At 70.9% G+C, this 18184-nt stretch carries 22 protein-coding genes; 16 read left to right on the top strand and 6 right to left on the bottom strand.

The genetic code is table 11. From position 1 onward, the window contains the following. The first annotated feature begins 45 nt into the window (after positions 1-45). On the top strand, positions 46-744 hold the full coding sequence (locus PHZ_RS18235; protein ID WP_041373693.1) for a DUF1013 domain-containing protein: 699 nt from the start codon (positions 46-48) through the stop codon (positions 742-744). A 41-nt stretch (positions 745-785) separates the two neighbouring features. Here PHZ_RS18235 and PHZ_RS18230 read toward each other — a convergent pair whose 3' ends face one another. Then, positions 786-959: a YdcH family protein gene (locus PHZ_RS18230; RefSeq protein WP_041373692.1), complete on the bottom strand. Its 174-nt coding sequence runs from the start codon at positions 957-959 to the stop codon at positions 786-788. Between the two features lie 133 nt (positions 960-1092). Between PHZ_RS18230 and PHZ_RS18225 the strand changes: the two genes are divergently transcribed. Genes PHZ_RS18225 through PHZ_RS18215 form a run of 3 tightly spaced genes read left to right on the top strand, consistent with a single transcriptional unit; the run spans position 1093 to position 2363 of the window. Then, on the top strand, positions 1093-1686 hold the full coding sequence (locus tag PHZ_RS18225; RefSeq protein ID WP_012523838.1) for a UbiX family flavin prenyltransferase: 594 nt from the start codon (positions 1093-1095) through the stop codon (positions 1684-1686). Positions 1687-1689: 3 nt separating this feature from the next. Further along, positions 1690-2133 carry a TIGR02444 family protein gene (locus PHZ_RS18220; RefSeq protein WP_012523837.1) on the top strand — a complete coding sequence of 148 codons (444 nt, stop codon included), beginning with the start codon at positions 1690-1692 and terminating at the stop codon, positions 2131-2133. Positions 2134-2147: 14 nt separating this feature from the next. After that, positions 2148-2363, top strand: coding sequence for a YdcH family protein (locus PHZ_RS18215; RefSeq protein ID WP_012523836.1), 216 nt, complete (start codon positions 2148-2150; stop codon positions 2361-2363). A 29-nt stretch (positions 2364-2392) separates the two neighbouring features. Here the strand turns inward: PHZ_RS18215 and PHZ_RS18210 are convergent, their stop codons facing one another. Further along, positions 2393-3028, bottom strand: a complete 636-nt coding sequence (locus tag PHZ_RS18210; RefSeq protein ID WP_012523835.1) for a GGDEF domain-containing protein — start codon at positions 3026-3028, stop codon at positions 2393-2395. A 143-nt stretch (positions 3029-3171) separates the two neighbouring features. On the opposite strand from PHZ_RS18210, the gene purE reads away from it, so the two are divergent. Both purE and PHZ_RS18200 read left to right on the top strand, forming a co-directional pair. Then, positions 3172-3666, top strand: coding sequence for a 5-(carboxyamino)imidazole ribonucleotide mutase (gene purE / locus PHZ_RS18205; RefSeq protein ID WP_012523834.1), 495 nt, complete (start codon positions 3172-3174; stop codon positions 3664-3666). A gap of 8 nt (positions 3667-3674) precedes the next feature. Next, positions 3675-4757 (top strand): 5-(carboxyamino)imidazole ribonucleotide synthase, encoded by a 1083-nt coding sequence (locus PHZ_RS18200; RefSeq protein ID WP_012523833.1) that lies wholly within the window; start codon positions 3675-3677, stop codon positions 4755-4757. 4 nt (positions 4758-4761) lie between these two features. Here PHZ_RS18200 and PHZ_RS18195 read toward each other — a convergent pair whose 3' ends face one another. After that, positions 4762-5421 (bottom strand): COQ9 family protein, encoded by a 660-nt coding sequence (locus tag PHZ_RS18195; RefSeq protein WP_012523832.1) that lies wholly within the window; start codon positions 5419-5421, stop codon positions 4762-4764. A gap of 177 nt (positions 5422-5598) precedes the next feature. Between PHZ_RS18195 and rpsU the strand changes: the two genes are divergently transcribed. From rpsU to PHZ_RS18170, 5 genes are all read left to right on the top strand, one after another. Further along, positions 5599-5832 carry a 30S ribosomal protein S21 gene (rpsU, locus tag PHZ_RS18190; protein WP_041373691.1) on the top strand — a complete coding sequence of 78 codons (234 nt, stop codon included), beginning with the start codon at positions 5599-5601 and terminating at the stop codon, positions 5830-5832. Positions 5833-6079: 247 nt separating this feature from the next. Beyond that, entirely contained in the window at positions 6080-7963 is a 1884-nt protein-coding gene (gene ftsH, locus PHZ_RS18185; RefSeq protein WP_012523830.1) for an ATP-dependent zinc metalloprotease FtsH, read from the top strand. Between the two features lie 99 nt (positions 7964-8062). Beyond that, a complete protein-coding gene (folP, locus tag PHZ_RS18180) occupies positions 8063-8887 on the top strand; it encodes a dihydropteroate synthase (RefSeq protein ID WP_012523829.1) in 825 nt (274 codons plus the stop codon). 8 nt (positions 8888-8895) lie between these two features. Further along, positions 8896-9696 (top strand): bifunctional hydroxymethylpyrimidine kinase/phosphomethylpyrimidine kinase, encoded by an 801-nt coding sequence (gene thiD, locus PHZ_RS18175; RefSeq protein ID WP_012523828.1) that lies wholly within the window; start codon positions 8896-8898, stop codon positions 9694-9696. Further along, positions 9693-10262 carry a nucleotidyltransferase family protein gene (locus tag PHZ_RS18170; RefSeq protein WP_012523827.1) on the top strand — a complete coding sequence of 190 codons (570 nt, stop codon included), beginning with the start codon at positions 9693-9695 and terminating at the stop codon, positions 10260-10262. The genes thiD and PHZ_RS18170 overlap by 4 nt, the downstream gene beginning before the upstream one ends. On the opposite strand, the gene PHZ_RS18165 is transcribed toward PHZ_RS18170, so the two are convergent. Then, a complete protein-coding gene (locus tag PHZ_RS18165; protein ID WP_012523826.1) occupies positions 10259-10711 on the bottom strand; it encodes a GNAT family N-acetyltransferase in 453 nt (150 codons plus the stop codon). The two genes, PHZ_RS18170 and PHZ_RS18165, sit on opposite strands and share 4 nt — an antisense overlap. 83 nt (positions 10712-10794) lie before the next feature. Between PHZ_RS18165 and PHZ_RS18160 the strand changes: the two genes are divergently transcribed. Then, positions 10795-11610, top strand: coding sequence for a PhzF family phenazine biosynthesis protein (locus tag PHZ_RS18160; protein WP_012523825.1), 816 nt, complete (start codon positions 10795-10797; stop codon positions 11608-11610). A 139-nt stretch (positions 11611-11749) separates the two neighbouring features. Here PHZ_RS18160 and PHZ_RS18155 read toward each other — a convergent pair whose 3' ends face one another. Continuing rightward, positions 11750-12139, bottom strand: coding sequence for a hypothetical protein (locus tag PHZ_RS18155; RefSeq protein WP_012523824.1), 390 nt, complete (start codon positions 12137-12139; stop codon positions 11750-11752). 125 nt (positions 12140-12264) lie between these two features. Continuing rightward, on the bottom strand, positions 12265-14196 hold the full coding sequence (locus PHZ_RS18150; protein ID WP_012523823.1) for an ATP-binding protein: 1932 nt from the start codon (positions 14194-14196) through the stop codon (positions 12265-12267). 191 nt (positions 14197-14387) lie between these two features. Between PHZ_RS18150 and PHZ_RS18145 the strand changes: the two genes are divergently transcribed. From PHZ_RS18145 to serA, 4 genes are all read left to right on the top strand, one after another. Continuing rightward, positions 14388-14723, top strand: a complete 336-nt coding sequence (locus PHZ_RS18145; protein WP_012523822.1) for a hypothetical protein — start codon at positions 14388-14390, stop codon at positions 14721-14723. Between the two features lie 66 nt (positions 14724-14789). After that, positions 14790-15230 (top strand): hypothetical protein, encoded by a 441-nt coding sequence (locus PHZ_RS18140; RefSeq protein ID WP_012523821.1) that lies wholly within the window; start codon positions 14790-14792, stop codon positions 15228-15230. A 121-nt stretch (positions 15231-15351) separates the two neighbouring features. After that, a complete protein-coding gene (locus PHZ_RS18135) occupies positions 15352-16536 on the top strand; it encodes a phosphoserine transaminase (RefSeq protein WP_012523820.1) in 1185 nt (394 codons plus the stop codon). A 72-nt stretch (positions 16537-16608) separates the two neighbouring features. Next, complete coding sequence (gene serA, locus PHZ_RS18130) at positions 16609-18183, top strand: phosphoglycerate dehydrogenase (RefSeq protein ID WP_012523819.1); 1575 nt, start codon at positions 16609-16611, stop codon at positions 18181-18183. Position 18184 lies beyond the last annotated feature (1 nt).

The following is an 18184-nucleotide window of genomic DNA, read 5'->3' as shown; positions in this document are numbered from 1 at the left end:
CCGCCCGGCCGAAAGGCCGGGCGCCTTCGTTTCGGGAACGCCCCCATGACCCAAATCCTGATGCCCAAGGCGACCGCCGTCTGGCTGGTGGACAACACCTCGCTCACCTTCGACCAGATCGCCGATTTCTGCGGCCTGCACCCCCTGGAAGTGAAGGGCATCGCCGACGGCGAGGTGGCGCGCGACATCCGCGGCGCCGACCCGATCGCCAACGGCCAGCTCTCCCGCGACGAGCTCGACCGGGCCGAGAAGAACGACAAGTACCGGATGGTGGCCCAGAAGAGCCGCCACGCCGAGCTGCTGAAGCCGGTGAAGAAGGCTCCGCGCTACACGCCGGTGTCGCGCCGCCAGGACCGTCCGGACGCCATCGCCTGGTTCATTCGCAACCACCCGGAAGTGCCGGACAGCCAGGTCGCCCGCCTGCTGGGCACGACCAAGGCGACCATCGACCAGGTGCGCAACCGCACGCACTGGAACAGCGCCAACATCAAGCCGGTGGATCCGGTGACCCTCGGCCTCGCCACCCAGCTCGAGCTGGACGCGGTGGTCCGGAAGGCCGCCGACAAGAAGGCCAAGGACGCGGCCCGCCGCGGCGACGTCGATCCCGACGGCCCGACCCTGCGTCCGGCGTCCGAGACCGGCGCGCCGGACGCCGCCGTATCCGAGGACGTCGCGGACCTGCCCGAGGACCAGGCGCAGGACGAAGCGGCCTTCGCCGACGAGTACGAAGGCGACGAAGACTGATAAGCGAAACGCCCTCGCCGTGCGGCGAGGGCGCTTGCGCCTCAGTGAATCTGGCTTCTCAGAGCCTCGATCTGTTCCTTGAGCCTGAGCTTCTGTCGCTTGAGCTCCCTGAGTCTGAGGTCGTCGGCGTGAGGCCTGCGCATCTCGTCCTGAATGGCTTGTTCCAGGGACTGGTGACGGGACCCGAGTTCACGGATCCGGGCATCTAACGCCATGGCGAAGTGCCTCCTCAGTTGTTCGACCGCTGACGAGTGAACACCCGCTTCCCGGCGCTGTCAGATCACATATGTTTGCAGGCGGCGCAGCTGAAGCTTCGCCGCCTGTCCGGACGTTGGGGACCTTCGCGCCATGTCCAAGAGTGAACGGCTGGTCGTGGGCCTCACCGGCGCCTCGGGCGTGGTCTACGGCCTGCGCGTCCTCGACGCCTGCCGCGAGCTGGGCGTCGAGACCCACCTCGTCGTCAGCCGGTCGGCGGTGCTGACGCTGTCGCAGGAGACCGGCCTGTCGCCGGCCGAGGTGCAGGCCAAGGCCGACGTGGTGCACAAGGTCGGCGACGTGGGCGCCGCCATCGCCTCGGGCTCGTTCCGCACGCTTGGCATGATCGTGGCGCCCTGCTCGGTGCGGACCATGAGCGAGATCGCCACCGGCGTGACCTCCTCGCTGCTGACCCGGGCCGCCGACGTGACGCTGAAGGAACGGCGGCCGCTGGTGCTGATGGTGCGCGAGACGCCGCTGCACCTGGGCCACCTGCGCACAATGGTGCGGCTGGCCGAGATGGGGGCGGTGATCGCCCCGCCCCTGCCCGCCTTCTACGCCAGGCCGGCCTCGATCGAGGAGATGGTGGACCAGTCGGTGGGCCGGGCGCTGGACCTCTTCGGCCTCTCCTGGGCGCCGGTGAAGCGCTGGGGCGAGGGCGTGGGTCCCATCGCCGGCGAGGCTTGAGGCATGGACATCTGGGACTGGGCCCTCGCGGCCTACGGCCGGCCGGGCGTCCCCGAGGCCTGCCTCGCCCTGCAGGACGACCATGGCCAGAACACCTGCCTGCTGCTGTGGGCCGCCTGGGCCGGCGCGTCCGGGCCCGAACTGCTGCGACGGGCGGCCGAGACCGCGCGCGCCTGGGAGGCCGCCGCCGTCCTGCCGCTGCGCCAGGCGCGACGGGCGATCAAGGCGCCGCAGCCGGGAATCGCGGACGACGCCCGCGAGGCTTTACGGACCGAGGTGAAGGCCTGCGAGCTGCATGCCGAGCGCGTCCTGCTGCAGGCCCTGGCCGGCCTCGGGGGAACAGGCGGCGGAACGCCTGCGCTCGAGGCGCTGGAGGCGGCCAGCGCCGCCTGGGGCCCCGTGGCCCCGCGGCGGGTCCTGGCTGATTTGGCCGCGGCCCTGGGCTAGGATCGGTCCCGCGCATGATCGACTACTCGACCTTCTCCGAAGAGGCGCTGATCGCCCGCCTCAAGGACCTGCGGCAGGACCACGCCGACTTCGACGCCGCCATCCACGCGCTGTCGGCGATCCCCATGCCCGACCTGCTGCTGATCGGCCGGCTGAAGCGCAAGAAGCTGGCGCTGAAGGACGAGATCGCCCGGGTCGAGAACTACCTGACGCCCGACATCATCGCCTGAAATCGTCGCCTGAAATCGTCGCCTGGGCCTCAACCGGCCGCCCGGCGGGCGCGCTTGCGGGCGTACATGGCCGCGTCGGCGTCGGCCAGCAGCGCCTCGGCCGGGGCCTCCGGGCTGATCTGGCGCACGCCCCAGCTCAGGCGGACCGGCGCCGACCATTCGCCGAAGCGCATGGGCGTGGCCTCGATGGCGCGGGCGAGCGCGGCGGCCTTGGCCTCGGCCGTCGCGTGGTCGGCCTGCGCCAGGATGACCCCGAACTCGTCGCCGCCGAGACGGCCGACGACGTCGCTCTCGCGGACGTTGGCGGCCAGGCGCTCGGCCACCGCCTGCAGGGCCGCGTCGCCGGCCGCATGGCCGAAGCGGTCGTTCACCCGCTTGAACCCGTCGAGGTCGAAGAACACCAGGCTGGCCGGCGCGCCGTAGCGCTGGGAGAACGTGCGCACCCGCGACAGCTCCCTGAGGAACGCCCGGCGGTTGAGCAGCGGGGTCAAGGAGTCCCGGTCGGCGAGCCCCTCCACCTCGGTCAGCCGCGCCTTCAGCCGGCCCACCTCGCCGCGCAGGTCCTCGATCTCGGAGAGCAGGGCCTGGACCGAGGCGGGATCGCGCTCGCGGATCTGCGCGAGCGGCTCCGTGGGCCTGGCCGTGGTCTTTCCGGTGATCTTCATGGGCCATCCTCGGATTCCGCCAGCAGAATCAACGCTTGCCGGGGAACCTCGGGGAATCTAGCCGTGCTTGGTTGCCCGCGCAAAGCCGGCGCCTATACTCCGCGCCCTTCCGGACCAGGGACCGGAGGGGCAGGGACCAGGACATGAGCGCAACCGCCGCGCCCGTCGCGATCATCATGGGCAGCCGGTCCGACTGGCCCGTGCTGCGCCACGCCGCCGAGATGCTGGAGGGCCTGGGCGTGGCTTACGAGGCCAAGGTCGTCTCGGCCCACCGCACGCCCGACCGCATGTACGACTTCGCCAAGTCGGCGAAGAACCGCGGGGTGAAGGTGATCATCGCCGGCGCCGGCGGGGCCGCCCACCTGCCGGGCATGACCGCCTCGCTCACCGACCTGCCGGTGCTGGGCGTGCCGATCGAGTCCAAGGCGCTGAAGGGCATGGATTCCCTGCTGTCGATCGTCCAGATGCCCGCCGGCATTCCGGTGGGGACCCTGGCCATCGGCGAGGCCGGCGCCAAGAACGCCGGCATCATGGCGGCCAAGATTCTGGCGCTGTCGGACGCCGGGGTCGCCGAGCGCGTGGCCGCCTTCACCGCCCGCCAGACCGAGAGCATCCCCGAAACCGTCGAGGACGCGTAAGGAGCCCCATGGCCGAGCTTCCCCTGCCGCCCGGCTCGGTGATCGGCGTCCTCGGCGGCGGCCAGCTCGGCCGCATGCTCGCGCTGGCGGCGGCCCGGCTGGGCTTCGACGTGGCGATCCTCGAGCCCGAGCCGGACTCCCCCGCCGCCCGCGTGGCCGCGCACGCCATCGTCGGCGCCTACGACGACCCCGCGGCCCTGGCCGAGCTGGCGAAGCTGGCGAGCGTCGTCACCTACGAGTTCGAGAACGTCCCCGCGGCCGCCGTGGCCCGCCTGGCCGAGATGGGCGTCGACGTCGCCCCGGGCCCCCTGGCGCTCGCCGTCGCCCAGGACCGGTTCGAGGAGAAGACCTTCCTCAACGCCAACCAGGCCCCGACCGTGGCCTTCGCCCCGGCGGACACCGCCGCGGAGGCCGAGGCCGCCGTCGCCCGCATCGGCGCTCCCGCCCTGATGAAGACCCGCCGCGAGGGCTACGACGGCAAGGGCCAGCGCTGGGTCGAGCACGCCGCCGACGCGGGCCGCGTCTTCGCCGAGCTGGGCGGGGTCCCCGTGATCGTCGAGGCGCCCGCCGAGTTTGTCCGCGAGCTGTCGGTGATCGCCGCCCGCGGCCGGGACGGCGCGACCGCCGTCTATCCCCTGGCCGAGAACCATCACGAGAACGGCATCCTCCGCCGCAGCCTCGCGCCCGCCTTCGCCTCGCCCGCGCTCGCCGACCAGGCCGAGCGGATCGCCGCGCGGGTCCTGAAAGGCCTGGACTACGTGGGCGTGATCGGCATTGAGCTGTTCGAGCTGAAGGACGGCCGGCTGCTGGTGAACGAGATCGCGCCCCGGGTGCACAACACCGGCCACTGGACCCAGGACGGCTGCGAGGTCGACCAGTTCGAACAGCACATCCGCGCCGTCGCCGGCTGGCCGCTGGGGCCCACCGCGCCGGCCGCCCGGGTCGAGATGCTGAACCTGCTGGGCGAGGAGATCGAAGGCTGGCGCAAGCTCGCCGCCGAGCCCGAGACCCGCATCCACCTCTACGGCAAGCGGGAAGCCAAGCCCGGCCGCAAGATGGGCCATGTGAACAAGGTCAAGCCGCTGCGCTGAAGGCTCAGGCGCCCGGCGTCCGCCCGTAGCGCATCCGGCCGAGAGCCCCGGCCGCCTGGGCCAGCCAGGCGCCCGGCCTGAACCCGCCCGTGGCCTTCCACTTCTCGTAGGCCATGACGTTCTCGATCCGCCGGTCGACGAAGGTCAGCGCCGCCTGCCGGCCCGAGGAGATCCGGATGGCGTAGGCGCCGGTCAGGATGCCAGCCAGGATCGCCCGCTTGGAATAGTGGTTCTCGTCGGTGGCCGTATCGCCGGCCCACCGCCAGAGGACGTCGGCGCTTTCCCAGGCGAGCCGGCCGCCCAGGGCCATGTTCTGCGGCAGGCTGAGCCAGCCCAGCCAGCGGCGGAAGGCCGGCTCGTCGGGACCGGCCGCGTCGATGCGCGCCTCGCAGGCGCGGCGGATGCGCTCGCGGATCTTCAGGTCGGCGGGGTCGACGTCGGCCAGGATGGCGAGGGCGCGGGCGTCGTGCCGGCGGGAGAGCAGCGCCGCGAGGTCGGCGGGGCCGTTGGGGAGCAGCAGCTCCACCTCGCCGGGGGTGAGGCCGAGCCTTGCGCCGGCGCGCCCGACCATCAGGCGTGTCCAGCCGTCGGCGGGCGCGAGCTTCAGCGCCTCGTCCAGCAGCTTCTGTTCGGTCTCTTCGGCCCAGGCCTGTGCGTCGGTCATCGTTTGATCCTAGCGCCTTGCGAAACCTGCGTCTCGCCGTGGACTCGGCCGTCCGCTTCTGCTATCTCGCCGCGCTCAAACCCGAAGGCCCAAAACCTTCGGGCGCAGTTTTTTTGTTTCGCTCGCCGCTCTTGACCGGGACGGGGCGGGCGGCCGGCGACAACAGGAGAGAGACCTCTGGTTCAGATTTTCGTCCGCGACAACAACGTCGATCAGGCCCTCAAGGCGCTGAAGAAGAAGATGCAGCGCGAGGGTTCGTTCCGCGAGATGAAGCGGCACGTCCACTACGAGAAGCCCTCCGAGAAGCGCGCCCGCCAGAAGGCGGAAGCCGTGCGCCGGGCCCGCAAGCTGGCCCGCAAGCGCGCCCAGCGCGAAGGCCTGATCGTGGCCCCGAAGAAGCCCGGCCGCTGAGCCGAGCCCAGCTTCGCTGACGTTCAAGGAAGGCCGCGCCGCCCGGGCGCGGCCTTTCTCATGTGGGGCCAGGTCCCATATGCGGGCCAGGAATTGATCCAGCGCATCGCCGCAGGCCCCCCCGTGGCGATAGGTGGCGGCGCCCATGCGAGGGCAATAGGTCGCGCCGGCCACGGCCGCGCTGGTGGAACAAGGGTCTCGCCCCTATCTTTAGCCTCGACGGATTTCCGAAAGCGGTCTGGAACGGATGAACCTGCGCAACTTCGTGATCTGGGGCGTCATCGTCGTCGTCCTGATCGGCCTCTACAGCATGATGACGGGCGGCGGCCGGACGGCCGGAGCCGCCGAGGTCAGCTATTCCCAGCTCCTGGACAAGGTGAACGCCGGCCAGGTCGACAAGGTGGTCATCCGCGGCGCGGCCGTCGAGGTGACCGACAAGGCGGGCAAGACCTTCACCACGGTCACCCCGGCCAACCAGGAAGACCTGGTGAAGCGGCTCGAGGCCCAGGGCGCCGACATCGCCGTGAAGCCGGCGGGCGGGTTCACCTTCATGGGCCTGCTGCTCAACATGCTGCCGATCCTGCTGCTGATCGGGGTGTGGATCTTCTTCATGCGCCAGATGCAGGGCGGCGCGCGCGGAGCCATGGGCTTCGGCAAGTCCAAGGCCCGGCTGCTGACCGAGAACAAGAACCGCGTCACCTTCGAGGACGTGGCCGGCGTCGACGAGGCCAAGGAGGAGCTGCAGGAGGTCGTCGACTTCCTGAAGGATCCCCAGAAGTTCCAGCGTCTGGGCGGCAAGATCCCGAAGGGCGCGCTGCTGATCGGTCCGCCCGGCACGGGCAAGACCCTGATCGCGCGGGCCGTGGCCGGCGAGGCGGGCGTGCCGTTCTTCACCATCTCGGGCTCTGACTTCGTCGAGATGTTCGTGGGCGTCGGCGCCAGCCGCGTGCGCGACATGTTCGAGCAGGCCAAGAAGAACGCGCCCTGCATCATCTTCATCGACGAGATCGACGCCGTCGGCCGGCACCGGGGCGCGGGCCTCGGCGGCGGCAACGACGAGCGCGAGCAGACCCTGAACCAGCTGCTGGTCGAGATGGACGGCTTCGAGGCGAACGAGGGGATCATCCTGATCGCCGCGACCAACCGCCCCGACGTGCTGGACCCGGCCCTGCTGCGTCCCGGCCGCTTCGACCGCCAGGTCGTGGTGCCGAACCCCGACATCAACGGCCGCGAGCGCATCCTGCGCGTCCACATGAAGAACGTGCCCCTGGCCGCCGACGTGGACGTGAAGGTGATCGCCCGCGGCACCCCCGGCTTCTCGGGCGCGGACTTGGCCAACCTCGTCAACGAGGCGGCGCTGATGGCCGCGCGGAAGAACCGCCGCATGGTCACCATGCGCGACTTCGAGGACGCCAAGGACAAGGTCATGATGGGCGCCGAGCGCCGGTCTATGGTCATGACCGAGGACGAGAAGAAGCTCACCGCCTACCACGAGGGCGGCCACGCCCTGGTCGCGCTGAACGTGCCGGCCACCGACCCGGTGCACAAGGCGACCATCATCCCGCGGGGCCGGGCGCTGGGCATGGTCATGCAGCTGCCCGAGCGGGACAAGTTCTCGATGTCCTTCGAGCAGATGACCTCCCGGCTGGCGATCCTGTTCGGCGGCCGGGTGGCCGAGGAGCTGATCTTCGGCAAGGACAAGATCACCTCGGGCGCCTCGTCCGACATCAGCCAGGCGACAAAGCTCGCCCGGGCCATGGTGACGAAGTGGGGCTTCTCGGACCGCCTGGGCGCGGTGGAGTACGGCGAGAACCAGGAGGAGGTCTTCCTGGGCCACTCGGTCGCCCGCAACCAGAACGTCTCGGAAGAGACCGCCAAGATCATCGACGAGGAGGTCCGCCGCCTGGTCGAGGCCGGCGAGAGCGAGGCGCGGCGCATCCTGACCGAGAAGATGGAAGAGCTGCACACCCTGGCCAAGGCGCTGCTCGAGTACGAGACGCTGACGGGCGAGGAGATCGTCAACGCGCTCAAGGGCGTGCCGCCCAAGCGCGACGACGCCGAGGCCAAGCGGCCGAGCGGTCCTGCGGTGGCGGTGCCGATCTCGCCCCGGCCCAGCGCCGAGCCGGCGTAGCGAACACGGGAAGGGCGGTCCGCGAGGGCCGCCCTTCTTCGTATCGGGGCCGCGCCGAAGGCTGCTATGAGCCGCCGGACGGCAGACGGGCGCCCCATGATGGACCTCCACCGAACCGAGCTTCCCCCCGTCCGGGTGATGGGGGTGATCAACATGACCCCCGACAGCTTCTCGGACGGCGGACGGCTGTCCGGCGTGGAGGCGGGGCTGGTGAAGGCCCGGCGGCTGATCGCCGATGGCGCCGACATGCTGGACGTGGGAGGGGAGTCCACCCGGCCCGGCGCGGCGCCCGTGCCGGCGGAAGAGGAGATCGCCCGCGTGGTCCCGCTGATCCGGGCGATCCGCGCCGAGAGTGACGTGGCCATTTCGGTCGACACCATGAAGCCCGCAGTGGCGCGGGCGGCGGTGGCCGCCGGCGCGACGATGTGGAACGACGTGGCGGCGTTGCGGGGGGAGCGCGCCCTCGAGGCGGCGGCCGAGCTGGGCTGCGAGGCCGTGCTGATGCACATGCAGGGCGAGCCCGGCACCATGCAGAAGGAGCCCCGCTACGACGACGTCGTCGCCGAGGTGGCGGATTTCCTCGCCGCCCGGGCCGAGGCCGCCATGGCCGCGGGCGTGGCGCGCGAGCGGATCTGGCTCGATCCGGGCATCGGCTTCGGCAAGCACATGATCCGCCACAACCTGCCCCTGCTGGCGGGCTTGTCCCGCATCGTCGAGCTGGGCTTCCCCGTCCTGCTGGGGGTGAGCCGCAAGAGCTTCATCGGCGCCCTGGACGCCGGATCCCCGCCGGACGCGCGGCTGGGCGGCTCGATCGCCGCGGCGCTCGCCGGCGCCGCCCGGGGCGTGGCGGCGGTGCGCGTCCACGACGTCCGCGAGACCGTGCAGGCCCTGCGCGTCTGGACGGCGATCGCGCAGGCGGGCTAATCGGCCCCATGCAGTCGCTCGGCCGAGTTCTCATCATTGCGGGTTCCGACTCCGGCGGCGGCGCCGGAATCCAGGCGGACATCAAGACCGTCACCGTGCTGGGCGGCTACGCCGCCACGGCGATCACCGCTGTCACCGTCCAGAACACCCTGGGCGTCACCGGCGTGCATCCGATCCCGCTGGAGGTGATCGAGGCCCAGGCCCGGGCGGTGCTGGACGACATCGGCGCCGACGTCGTCAAGACCGGCATGCTGGGCGATGCGCCCACGGTGGAGCTCGTCGCCCGCCTGATCGCCGAGGCCGGCGTTCCGGCTGTGGTGGACCCTGTGATGATCGCCAAGGGCGGGGCGCCGCTGCTGGCGCAGGCCGCGGTGGCGGCGGTGCGCGAGCGGCTGGTCCCGCAAGCGGCGCTGCTGACCCCCAACGCCCCCGAGGCCGCCGCCCTCACCGGCCAGCCGGTTGAGACGACCGACGACCTGCGCCGCGCCGGCGAGGCGCTCCTGGCCGCCGGCGCCAAGGCGGTGCTGATGAAGGGCGGCCATGTGCCCGGCGACCGCGTCGTCGACGTTCTGATGACCCCGGCGGGCGAGACCGTCTTCGAGACCGAGCGCATCGAGACGCGCCACACCCATGGCACCGGCTGCACCCTGGCCTCGGCCTGTGCGACCGGCATGGCCCAGGGCCTGCCGCTCACCGAGGCGGTGGCGCGCGCCTGGGCCTATGTGCAGGAGGCCATGCTGCGGGCGCCGGGGCTGGGCAAGGGCCACGGCCCGCTGGACCACGGCTGGCCGGTGCGGAGCCGGACATGAGCCGCGAGGACGAGCTGCGCGCGATCCTTGTCCGCTCCGAGCCGCTGATGCAGGTGCTGCGGACGGCGCGCGACCTGGACCTGCCCGACTGGCTGGTCTTCTCGGGCGCCGTCTACCAGCGGGTGCTCAATCACCTCACCGGGCGCGACATCGATTACGGGATCAAGGACTACGATCTCGGCTACTTCGACGCCTCGGACGTCTCGTACGAGGCCGAGGACGTGGTGATCCGGCGCGTCGCCGCGGCCTTCGAGCCGCCGCTGCGCGAGATGGTCGAGGTGCGCAACCAGGCCCGCGTGCATCTCTGGTTCGAGGGCAAGTTCGGCGAGCCCTATGCGCCGCTGGCCTCCAGCGGCGAGGCGCTGGAACGGTTCGTCAGCCCGCTGTTCGCGGTGGGGGTCCGGCTGGAGCCGGACGACCGCCTGACCGTCATGGCGCCCTTCGGCCTCGACGACCTGTTCGCCATGCGGCTGCGGCCGAATCCCTGGCGGAAGACGGGCGGCTTCGCCCGCACGGCGGCCTCGGCGAGCGCCCGCTGGCCCGAGATCGAGGTGATCCCCGGCTAGGAAGAGCGGCGGTAGACGTCGGGATCGCGGATCTCCATCCAGGCGTCCACGCCCGTGAGCGGGACGAACCCGAACCCGGCGTAGAGGCCGTGGGCGTCGCGGGTCGCCAGGTGCATCCGGCGAAATCCCTGCAGGTCCGGGTGGGCCTTCAGGTAGGCCATCAGCATCTTGCCGACGCCGGCGCCGCGGTGCGCCTCGTCCACGAAGACGTCGCAGATCCAGCCGAAGGTCGCCCGGTCGGTGACGACGCGGGCCATGCCGGCCATGTCGCCCGAAGGGGCGTAGGCGCCGACCGTCAGGCTGGCCTCGCAGGCGCGGCGGAAGGTGTCGAAGGGAATGCCCTGCGCCCAGTAGCTCCGCCCGCCTATCCAGCCATGCGCGCGGGCCAGGTCGAAGCGCGCGGGATCGTCGCTGAGCAGGTAGCCGGCCTCGCTCGTCTCGTGCGCCATGGTCGCGTCTCCCAGGGCCGCAAAGGTCCGGCCGCTCGCAAGTGGCTCTTGCTGGCGGCGGCCGCGGGTCGCAAGAGCCGGTCATGCGCCAGTGGACCGTAGACGCCTTCGCCGCCGAGCCCTTCCGGGGCAATCCCGCCTGCGTGGTCGAGCCCTTCGACGCCTGGCCGGCCGACGCCTGGATGCAGGCCCTGGCCGCCGAGAACAACCAGGCCGAGACCGCCTTCCTGCTGCGGACGGCCGATCCGGCCCGCTTCGGCCTGCGCTGGTTCACGCCCCTGCTCGAGGTCCCGCTGTGCGGCCACGCCACCCTGGCCTCGGCCCATGTGCTGTTCGCCGAGCTCGGCGTCGACGCCGAGCGGGTGGTGTTCGAGACGAAGTCCGGGGCCCTGACTGTCGCCCGGACCGCCCAGGGCTATGAGATGGATTTCCCGGCCCAGCCGCCGCGGCGGGTCGAGCACCCGCCGGGCCTGGCCGAGGCCCTGGGGGTCGAACCGCGCGAGGTCTGGGCCTCGACCTACCTCGTGGCGATCGTCGACGACGAGGCCGCCGTGCACGCGCTCCGGCCCGATCTCGTCGCCCTCAACGCGGTGTCCAGCGCGGCGACCGGCGGCCGCGGCAACGTCGGCGTGGCGGCCCTGGCGACGGACCGGCCCTATCAGGTGGTCAGCCGCTTCTTCGCGCCCGGCTCCGGCATCCCGGAGGACCCCACGACCGGGTCGCTGCACTGCATCCTGGCCCCGCTGTTCTCCGAGCGGCTGGGCCGTCCTGCCCTGCGCTACCACCAGGCGTTCCCCGGCCGGGGCGGCGACCTGGAATGCGAGGTGCGCGGCGAGCGGGTTCTGATCCGCGGAGCGGCGGTCACGGTCCTGGAGTCCCGCCTCCGCACGCAGCCTTGATTCTGGGCCCTGATCCTGGGCCCTGATCCTGGGCCCTGATCCTGGGCCCTGATCCTGGGCCCTGACCCTAGGCCCTGACATGACGACGCCCCCGGATCGCTCCGGGGGCGCGTTTCCCAAGTCAGGCAGGGCGGGGGGCTTAGCGCCAGCCGTTGTAGCCGTACTGGTTGTCTTGCCGCTCCCAGCGGAGCCTGGCCTCGAGCCGATCGAAGCGACGGTCGAGATCGGCGCGCTCCCACGACGAAAGGCCGTTGTGGCGATAGCGCTGCTCCAGCCGGGCGATGCCCCAGAACTCCCGGCGCAGCTGGTCGGCCTCGCGGCGGGTGAGCTGGCCGCGGCGAACGCCCTGGTCGATGCGGCGGTCGATGCGCGCCTGGCGCTGGTTGATGTTCTGCCAGCCGCCGCGATCGTGGTCGCGGTACTCGCGGTCGTAGCCGGGACGGCCGTAGTCCCACGGCTGGGCGGCGGCGGGGGCGGCGACCGCGGTCACGGCGGCGACGGCGGCCAGAGAAGCGATGATCTTCTTCATTTGCGGTCCTCCAGAACCTCGGGGGCGGCCGCATGGGCGGCCTCGATGGTCGGAGGAAAACACGCGGCCCCTGAAGCCTGCCTGAGCTTCGCGGTTGTGCGCCGTTCAGCTAGGTGAAGGCCGCGTCAGGCGGCTTGGCCGGCCTTCGCCTTGCCCGCTTTCGCCTCGGCGACGGGCGCCTTGCCGGCCGCTGCGGCGGCGTTGAGCGTGGCGGCGATGGCGTCGTAGAGCTTGGCGATCTCGATCGGCTTGGCGACGTGGGCGTCCATGCCGGCCGCGAGGTACTCTTCCACCTGATGCGTCAGGGCGTTGGCCGTCAGCGCCACGATCGGCGTGCGCCGGCGGCCCTCGGCGATCTCCTGCTCGCGGATCGCCCGCGCGGCCGTGATGCCGTCCATCACCGGCATCTGGATGTCCATCAGGATCAGGTCGTAGGCGCCGGTCCGCCAGGCCTCCACCGCCTCCTTGCCGTCGGGCACGATGTCGACTTCGATGCCCAGCGAGCCCAGGACCGCCGCGAGCACCTGCTGGTTGGTGGGGTTGTCCTCCGCCGCGAGCAGGCGAAGGTCGCCGTCCTCGCCCGCCGGCGGCGTCTCGTCGGCGGCCAGGCTGGTCGGCTGCCCCCGCTGCAGCGGCAGCTCGACGGTGAAGGTCGAGCCGTCGCCCTCGCGGCTCTCGACGTCGATCGAACCGCCCATCATCTGGGTCAGCTCGCGGCAGATCGCCAGGCCCAGACCCGTGCCGCCGAACCGGCGGGTGGCCGAGTTGTCGGCCTGGGTGAATTTCTCGAACAGGGTAGGCAGCTTCTCGGGCGCGATGCCGACGCCGGTGTCGCTGACCACGATCCGCAGCGCGCCCGCCGGCGTCAGGTCCACGTGGGCGCGCACGCCGCCCTGCATGGTGAACTTCACGGCGTTGGACAGCAGGTTGCCGACGATCTGGCGCAGCCGGTCGGCGTCGCCGCGCCACCAGCCCTGCGCCTCTTCCGCCACCGTCACCTCGAAGCCCAGGCCCTTGCCCAGGGCGACGATCCGGAAGTTGTCGCGAACCTGGTCGAGCTCGGGCTCGAGCTCGAAGTCCTCATCGAGAAGGGTGAGCTTGCCAGCCTCGATCTTCGACAGGTCCAGGACGTCGTTCAGCACCGCCAGCAGCAGGCCGCCCGAACGGCGGATCACGTCCAGGCGCTCGCGCTGCAGCGGCGCGAGCTCGCCCAGGGCCATCACCTCGGCCATCGCCAGGACGCCGTTCAGCGGCGTGCGGATCTCGTGGCTCATGTTGGCCAGGAACTGGGTCTTCAGCACGTTGGCCGCATTGGCCGCGTCGCGGGCGGACTCCAGCTCGCGCATGGCCGCGCGCAGGTCGCCCTCGCGCTCGCCCAGCTTGGCGAGCAGGTGGTTGAAGCTGTCGGCCAGGCTCTCGAACAGCTCGTCGTGGGTCTCGATCTCGACGGGCGTGAAGCTGCCGCCCGCCGCCACGTCGTGCATGGCCTTCGACAGGGTCTCGACGGGCTGGATCACCCGGTGCGCGAGGCTGCGGGCCAGGAACAGCGCGACGCCCACGCCGCCGAACAGCAGCACGGCGGTGAGCGCCAGGAACTTGGGCAGGAGCGGGGCGAGCTGCGGCCGCCGCACCGTCATGCTGAACCGGCCGACGGGCTTGCCGTCGACCAGCACCGGCTTGTCGATCACGGCGACGTCGCGGGCCTCGGTCGCGGGCCGCGCGAAGCTCGCCACCTCGCGGCCCGCAAGATCGGTGAGCCGGGCCGAGAGCACGTCGGGGCTGGCCTGCACCGCCGAGATCGCCGCTTTCACATGGACCCGGCTGTCGAGCGCCATCGTCGGGGCGGCCATCTCGGCCGCGATGGCCGCCAGGCCCTCATGGATGCGGTGCGACTGGGTCCGGGCCACCGCCCACTGCTGCAGCATGAACGTGAGGCAGGCCGCGAGGAGCACGACGACGGTGGTGATCAGCCCGACCCCGGCCACCCGCGCCTGGAAGGTCGCGTTGGTCGGCGTCTGGGTCGCGGACCGGTTCGGGTGGGCGGAGTCCTGGGCCATCGCGCCTGCTCATAGGCGTAATAGTCCTAACGCTTCGCTTCTCGGGAGAGTCCGGCGCCCAGGGATTGTGCCCTCGGCGCCACGGTACAACCCATGGCCGATAAAAAGTGGTTAACAACTCATGAATCGTTTGCGCGCAGCTTAACTATACATTTACCTTAACGCGTGTCGGGCAACTGGAGGGTGTTCCCATGGAGAAGGTTTTCGTTGCGCAGCGCGTGGCCAACAAGCTGTTCGCCACCGAGGCGGCGGTGGACGGCGCCCTGGCCGAGGCGGCCGAACTGATGAGCGTGATGCTCGCCGCGCGGAAGGACGTGGACGCCTCGCTGGTGTTCGCGGACGACGCCCAGGTGAAGCTCATGGAGGCCATGAAGGCGCTCAGCGAGGCGCGGTCGGCCATGGTCGGCGTGCATGCGCAGCTGGGCGAGGCCAAGCTGCGCCTCGGCATCCGCACCAAGATGGCGGGCGAGATGCACAAGAACCTGTCGTCGGCGACGGGACAGGTGGAGATGCGCGACGTCGGCTGAGTTCGGCAGTTAGGGTTGCAATAGTTTAACTGGTTTCGCGCCCCTAATCCGCGTTAGGGGCGCGAAATGTTTCACACCTTCTACACGCAGTATTCGCTGCTGGCGGTGATCGGCGCCTGCGCCGTCTTCGCGGTGTGGAAGGGCGGCTGGCCCGAGCGCGTGGGCGCCGGCGTCAATCTCATCATCGCGCTCTGCATGGAGATCGCCCAGCGCAACCTCGCCGGCGACAGCCTGGCGACGGCGGCCCTGGCGATCGACGGTGTGCTGGCGCTGAGTTTCCTCGCCCTTGCGGTGCGGTTCGCCAAGGTCTGGCTGGGGCTGGCCATGCTGCTGCAGGCGGCCCAGTTCTCGCTGCACGCCTACTACTATGTGATGGAGCGGGCGTTGGACACGCCGTTCGCCGTCGTGAACAACCTCGTCAGCTGGGGCGTGATCTTCTGCATCGTCGGCGGCGTGGCCGGTCACTGGCTGAACAAGACGCGCCGGCGCCGCGCCGCGACCGCCTGAGTCCCGCGTCACAGCGCCGCTATCGGGCGCCCCCGGAAAGTTTTTCTTGCGCTGCAGCAAGAACGCTGGCTTTTGGCCGGCGGGCCACGCCCCCCCAACGGGGCGCAGCCCATCTGCAAGGATGGGAGACATCGCTGTGACGACTCTGCCGAAGCCGGCCATGCGCCCGGCTCGACCCGAATTTTCATCCGGTCCGTGCGCCAAGCGCCCCGGATGGGCCCCCGAAAACCTCGCCAACGCCGTCCTCGGCCGGTCGCACCGCTCCAAGCTGGGCAAGGCGCGGCTGAAAGAGGCGATCGACCGCACGCGCGCCGTGCTGCAGGTCCCGGACGACTTCCTGGTCGGCATCGTGCCGGGCTCGGACACCGGCGCCGTGGAGATGGCGCTGTGGTCGATGCTGGGGCCGAAGCCGGTCCAGCTGCTGGCCTTCGAGAGCTTCGGCAAGGACTGGGTGACCGACGTCACCAAGCAGCTGAAGATCCCCGCCGAGGTGCTGGATGCGCCCTACGGCAAGCTCCCCGACCTGTCGAAGGTCCGCAAGGACGCCGACCTCGTCTTCACCTGGAACGGCACGACCTCGGGCGTGCGCGTGCCGAACGCCGACTTCATCGCCGCCGACCGCGACGGGATCGTCATCTGCGACGCCACCAGCGCGGCCTTCGCCCAGACGCTCGACTGGGCCAAGCTCGATGTGGTGACCTTCTCCTGGCAGAAGGCCCTGGGCGGCGAGGGCGGCCACGGCGTCCTGGTCCTCGGGCCCCGCGCCGTCGAGCGGCTCGAGAGCTACACGCCCGCCTGGCCGATGCCCAAGCTGTTCCGCATGACCAAGGGCGGCAAGCTGAACGCCGAGATCTTCGAGGGCTCGACCATCAACACGCCCTCGATGCTCTGCGTCGAGGACGCCATCGACGCCCTGAAATGGGCCGAGGGGATCGGCGGCCTGGCCGAGATGAAGCGCCGCGCCGACGCCAACCTCGCCATCCTCGCCGACTGGGTCGCCAAGACCCCGTGGGTCGAGTTCCTGGCCGAGGATCCGGCTACGGTCTCGAACACCTCGGTGTGCCTGAAGGTGGTGGACCCGCGCGTCACCGGCCTGCCCGACGCCGCCCAGGCCGACTTCGCCAAGAAGCTGGCCTCGGCGCTGGAGAAGGAGGGCGTGGCCCTCGACGTGGGCGGCTACCGCGACGCGCCCCCCGGCCTGCGGATCTGGTGCGGCGCCACGGTCGAGACGTCCGACGTCGACGCCCTGACGCCCTGGCTCGACTGGGCCTTCGCCACCGTCGCCGCCGACCTTCAAGCCGCCTGAGCGGCCGCCGCTTCCCCTGACATCAACGCACCCCTCCCGCCCGGCGGGAGGGGACCGCCCAAGGAGCATCCCATGCCCCGCGTTCTCATCGCCGACAAACTGAGCCCCGCCGCCGTCGAGATCTTCAAGCAGCGCGGCGTCGACGCCGACATCAAGACCGGCCTTCCCAAGGACGAGCTCCTGAAGATCGTCGACCAGTACGACGGCGTCGCCATCCGCTCGGCGACCAAGATCGACAAGGACGTCATCGCCGCCGCCAAGAACCTGAAGGTGGTCGGCCGCGCCGGCATCGGCGTCGACAACGTCGACATTCCCTCGGCCACCGCCGCCGGCGTGGTGGTGATGAACACCCCCTTCGGCAACTCGATCACCACGGCCGAGCACGCCATCGCGATGATGTTCGCCCTGGCCCGCCAGCTGCCCGCCGCCGACGTCTCCACCCAGGCCGGCAAGTGGGAGAAGAACCGGTTCATGGGCGTCGAGCTTTACGGCAAGACCCTGGGCCTGATCGGCGCCGGCAACATCGGCTCGATCGTCGCCGACCGGGCGCTGGGCCTGAAGATGAAGGTGGTGGCCTACGATCCCTTCCTCTCGCCCGAGCGCGCCCTCGAGATCGGCGTCGAGAAGGTCGAGCTGGACGAGCTGCTGGCCCGCGCCGACATCATCACCCTGCACACCCCGCTCACCGACAAGACCCGCAACATCCTGTCGGAAGAGAACCTGAGGAAGACGAAGAAGGGCGTGCTGATCGTCAACTGCGCCCGCGGCGGCCTGGTGGACGAGGCGGCCCTGCGCAAGCTGCTGGACGAGGGCCACGTCGGCGGCGCGGCCTTCGACGTCTTCATCGAGGAGCCGGCCAAGGAGAACGTGCTCTTCGGCGCCGAGAACTTCATCGCCACTCCGCACCTGGGCGCCTCGACCCTGGAGGCCCAGGAGAACGTGGCCCTGCAGGTCGCCGAGCAGATGAGCGACTACCTGCTGACCGGGGCGGTGACGAACGCCCTGAACAGCCCGTCGGTCACCGCCGAGGAAGCCCCGCGCCTGAAGCCCTTCGTGGCCCTGGCCGAGAAGCTGGGCGCCTTCGCCGGCCAGATGGTCGACTTCGGCGTCACCGCCGTGGACATCGCCTTCGAGGGCGAGGTCGCCAAGCTGAACACCAAGCCCCTGACCGCCGCGGCGCTCGCGGGCGTGCTGCGTCCCATGCTGGCCGAGGTGAACATGGTCTCGGCCCCGGCGGTGGCGAAGGAGCGCGGCATCACCGTCTCGGAAAGCCGGCAGGAAGAGAGCCCGATCTACGAGAGCCTGATCCGCATCACCGTCACCACCGAGAAGGGCAAGCGCTCGTTCGCCGGCTCGGTGCTCGCCGGCGCCCCGCGGATCATCGAGGTCAAGGGCATGGACCTGGACGCCCCGTTCGCGCCGCAGATGCTGTACGTGAACAACCTGGACAAGCCGGGCTTCATCGGCGCCCTCGGCGCGCTGCTGGGCGATGCGAAGATCAACATCGCCACCTTCAACCTCGGCCGGATCGATGCGGGCGACGACGCCATCGCCCTCGTCGGCGTCGACCAGGCCCCGGACGAGGCGCTGCTGGCCAAGATCCAGAAGCTGCCGCACGTGAAGGAAGCCCGGGCCCTCCGCTTCTAAC

This window comes from Phenylobacterium zucineum HLK1 (assembly GCF_000017265.1).
In the GTDB taxonomy this organism is placed as follows: Bacteria; Pseudomonadota; Alphaproteobacteria; order Caulobacterales; family Caulobacteraceae; genus Phenylobacterium; species Phenylobacterium zucineum.
Note: the sequence above shows the minus strand (reverse complement) of the source record. Positions and strands in the feature narration are given on the sequence as shown.

What these genes read in the sequence shown, in the direction of transcription:
- PHZ_RS18235 (WP_041373693.1), top strand. Translation starts at nt 46, where the DNA reads ATGACCCAAATCCTGATGCCCAAGGCGACCGCCGTCTGGCTGGTGGAC.
- PHZ_RS18230 (WP_041373692.1), bottom strand. Translation starts at nt 959, where the DNA reads ATGGCGTTAGATGCCCGGATCCGTGAACTCGGGTCCCGTCACCAGTCC.
- PHZ_RS18225 (WP_012523838.1), top strand. Translation starts at nt 1,093, where the DNA reads ATGTCCAAGAGTGAACGGCTGGTCGTGGGCCTCACCGGCGCCTCGGGC.
- PHZ_RS18220 (WP_012523837.1), top strand. Translation starts at nt 1,690, where the DNA reads ATGGACATCTGGGACTGGGCCCTCGCGGCCTACGGCCGGCCGGGCGTC.
- PHZ_RS18215 (WP_012523836.1), top strand. Translation starts at nt 2,148, where the DNA reads ATGATCGACTACTCGACCTTCTCCGAAGAGGCGCTGATCGCCCGCCTC.
- PHZ_RS18210 (WP_012523835.1), bottom strand. Translation starts at nt 3,028, where the DNA reads ATGAAGATCACCGGAAAGACCACGGCCAGGCCCACGGAGCCGCTCGCG.
- purE (WP_012523834.1), top strand. Translation starts at nt 3,172, where the DNA reads ATGAGCGCAACCGCCGCGCCCGTCGCGATCATCATGGGCAGCCGGTCC.
- PHZ_RS18200 (WP_012523833.1), top strand. Translation starts at nt 3,675, where the DNA reads ATGGCCGAGCTTCCCCTGCCGCCCGGCTCGGTGATCGGCGTCCTCGGC.
- PHZ_RS18195 (WP_012523832.1), bottom strand. Translation starts at nt 5,421, where the DNA reads ATGACCGACGCACAGGCCTGGGCCGAAGAGACCGAACAGAAGCTGCTG.
- ftsH (WP_012523830.1), top strand. Translation starts at nt 6,080, where the DNA reads ATGAACCTGCGCAACTTCGTGATCTGGGGCGTCATCGTCGTCGTCCTG.
- folP (WP_012523829.1), top strand. Translation starts at nt 8,063, where the DNA reads ATGGACCTCCACCGAACCGAGCTTCCCCCCGTCCGGGTGATGGGGGTG.
- thiD (WP_012523828.1), top strand. Translation starts at nt 8,896, where the DNA reads ATGCAGTCGCTCGGCCGAGTTCTCATCATTGCGGGTTCCGACTCCGGC.
- PHZ_RS18170 (WP_012523827.1), top strand. Translation starts at nt 9,693, where the DNA reads ATGAGCCGCGAGGACGAGCTGCGCGCGATCCTTGTCCGCTCCGAGCCG.
- PHZ_RS18165 (WP_012523826.1), bottom strand. Translation starts at nt 10,711, where the DNA reads ATGGCGCACGAGACGAGCGAGGCCGGCTACCTGCTCAGCGACGATCCC.
- PHZ_RS18160 (WP_012523825.1), top strand. Translation starts at nt 10,795, where the DNA reads ATGCGCCAGTGGACCGTAGACGCCTTCGCCGCCGAGCCCTTCCGGGGC.
- PHZ_RS18155 (WP_012523824.1), bottom strand. Translation starts at nt 12,139, where the DNA reads ATGAAGAAGATCATCGCTTCTCTGGCCGCCGTCGCCGCCGTGACCGCG.
- PHZ_RS18150 (WP_012523823.1), bottom strand. Translation starts at nt 14,196, where the DNA reads ATGGCCCAGGACTCCGCCCACCCGAACCGGTCCGCGACCCAGACGCCG.
- PHZ_RS18145 (WP_012523822.1), top strand. Translation starts at nt 14,388, where the DNA reads ATGGAGAAGGTTTTCGTTGCGCAGCGCGTGGCCAACAAGCTGTTCGCC.
- PHZ_RS18140 (WP_012523821.1), top strand. Translation starts at nt 14,790, where the DNA reads ATGTTTCACACCTTCTACACGCAGTATTCGCTGCTGGCGGTGATCGGC.
- PHZ_RS18135 (WP_012523820.1), top strand. Translation starts at nt 15,352, where the DNA reads ATGGGAGACATCGCTGTGACGACTCTGCCGAAGCCGGCCATGCGCCCG.
- serA (WP_012523819.1), top strand. Translation starts at nt 16,609, where the DNA reads ATGCCCCGCGTTCTCATCGCCGACAAACTGAGCCCCGCCGCCGTCGAG.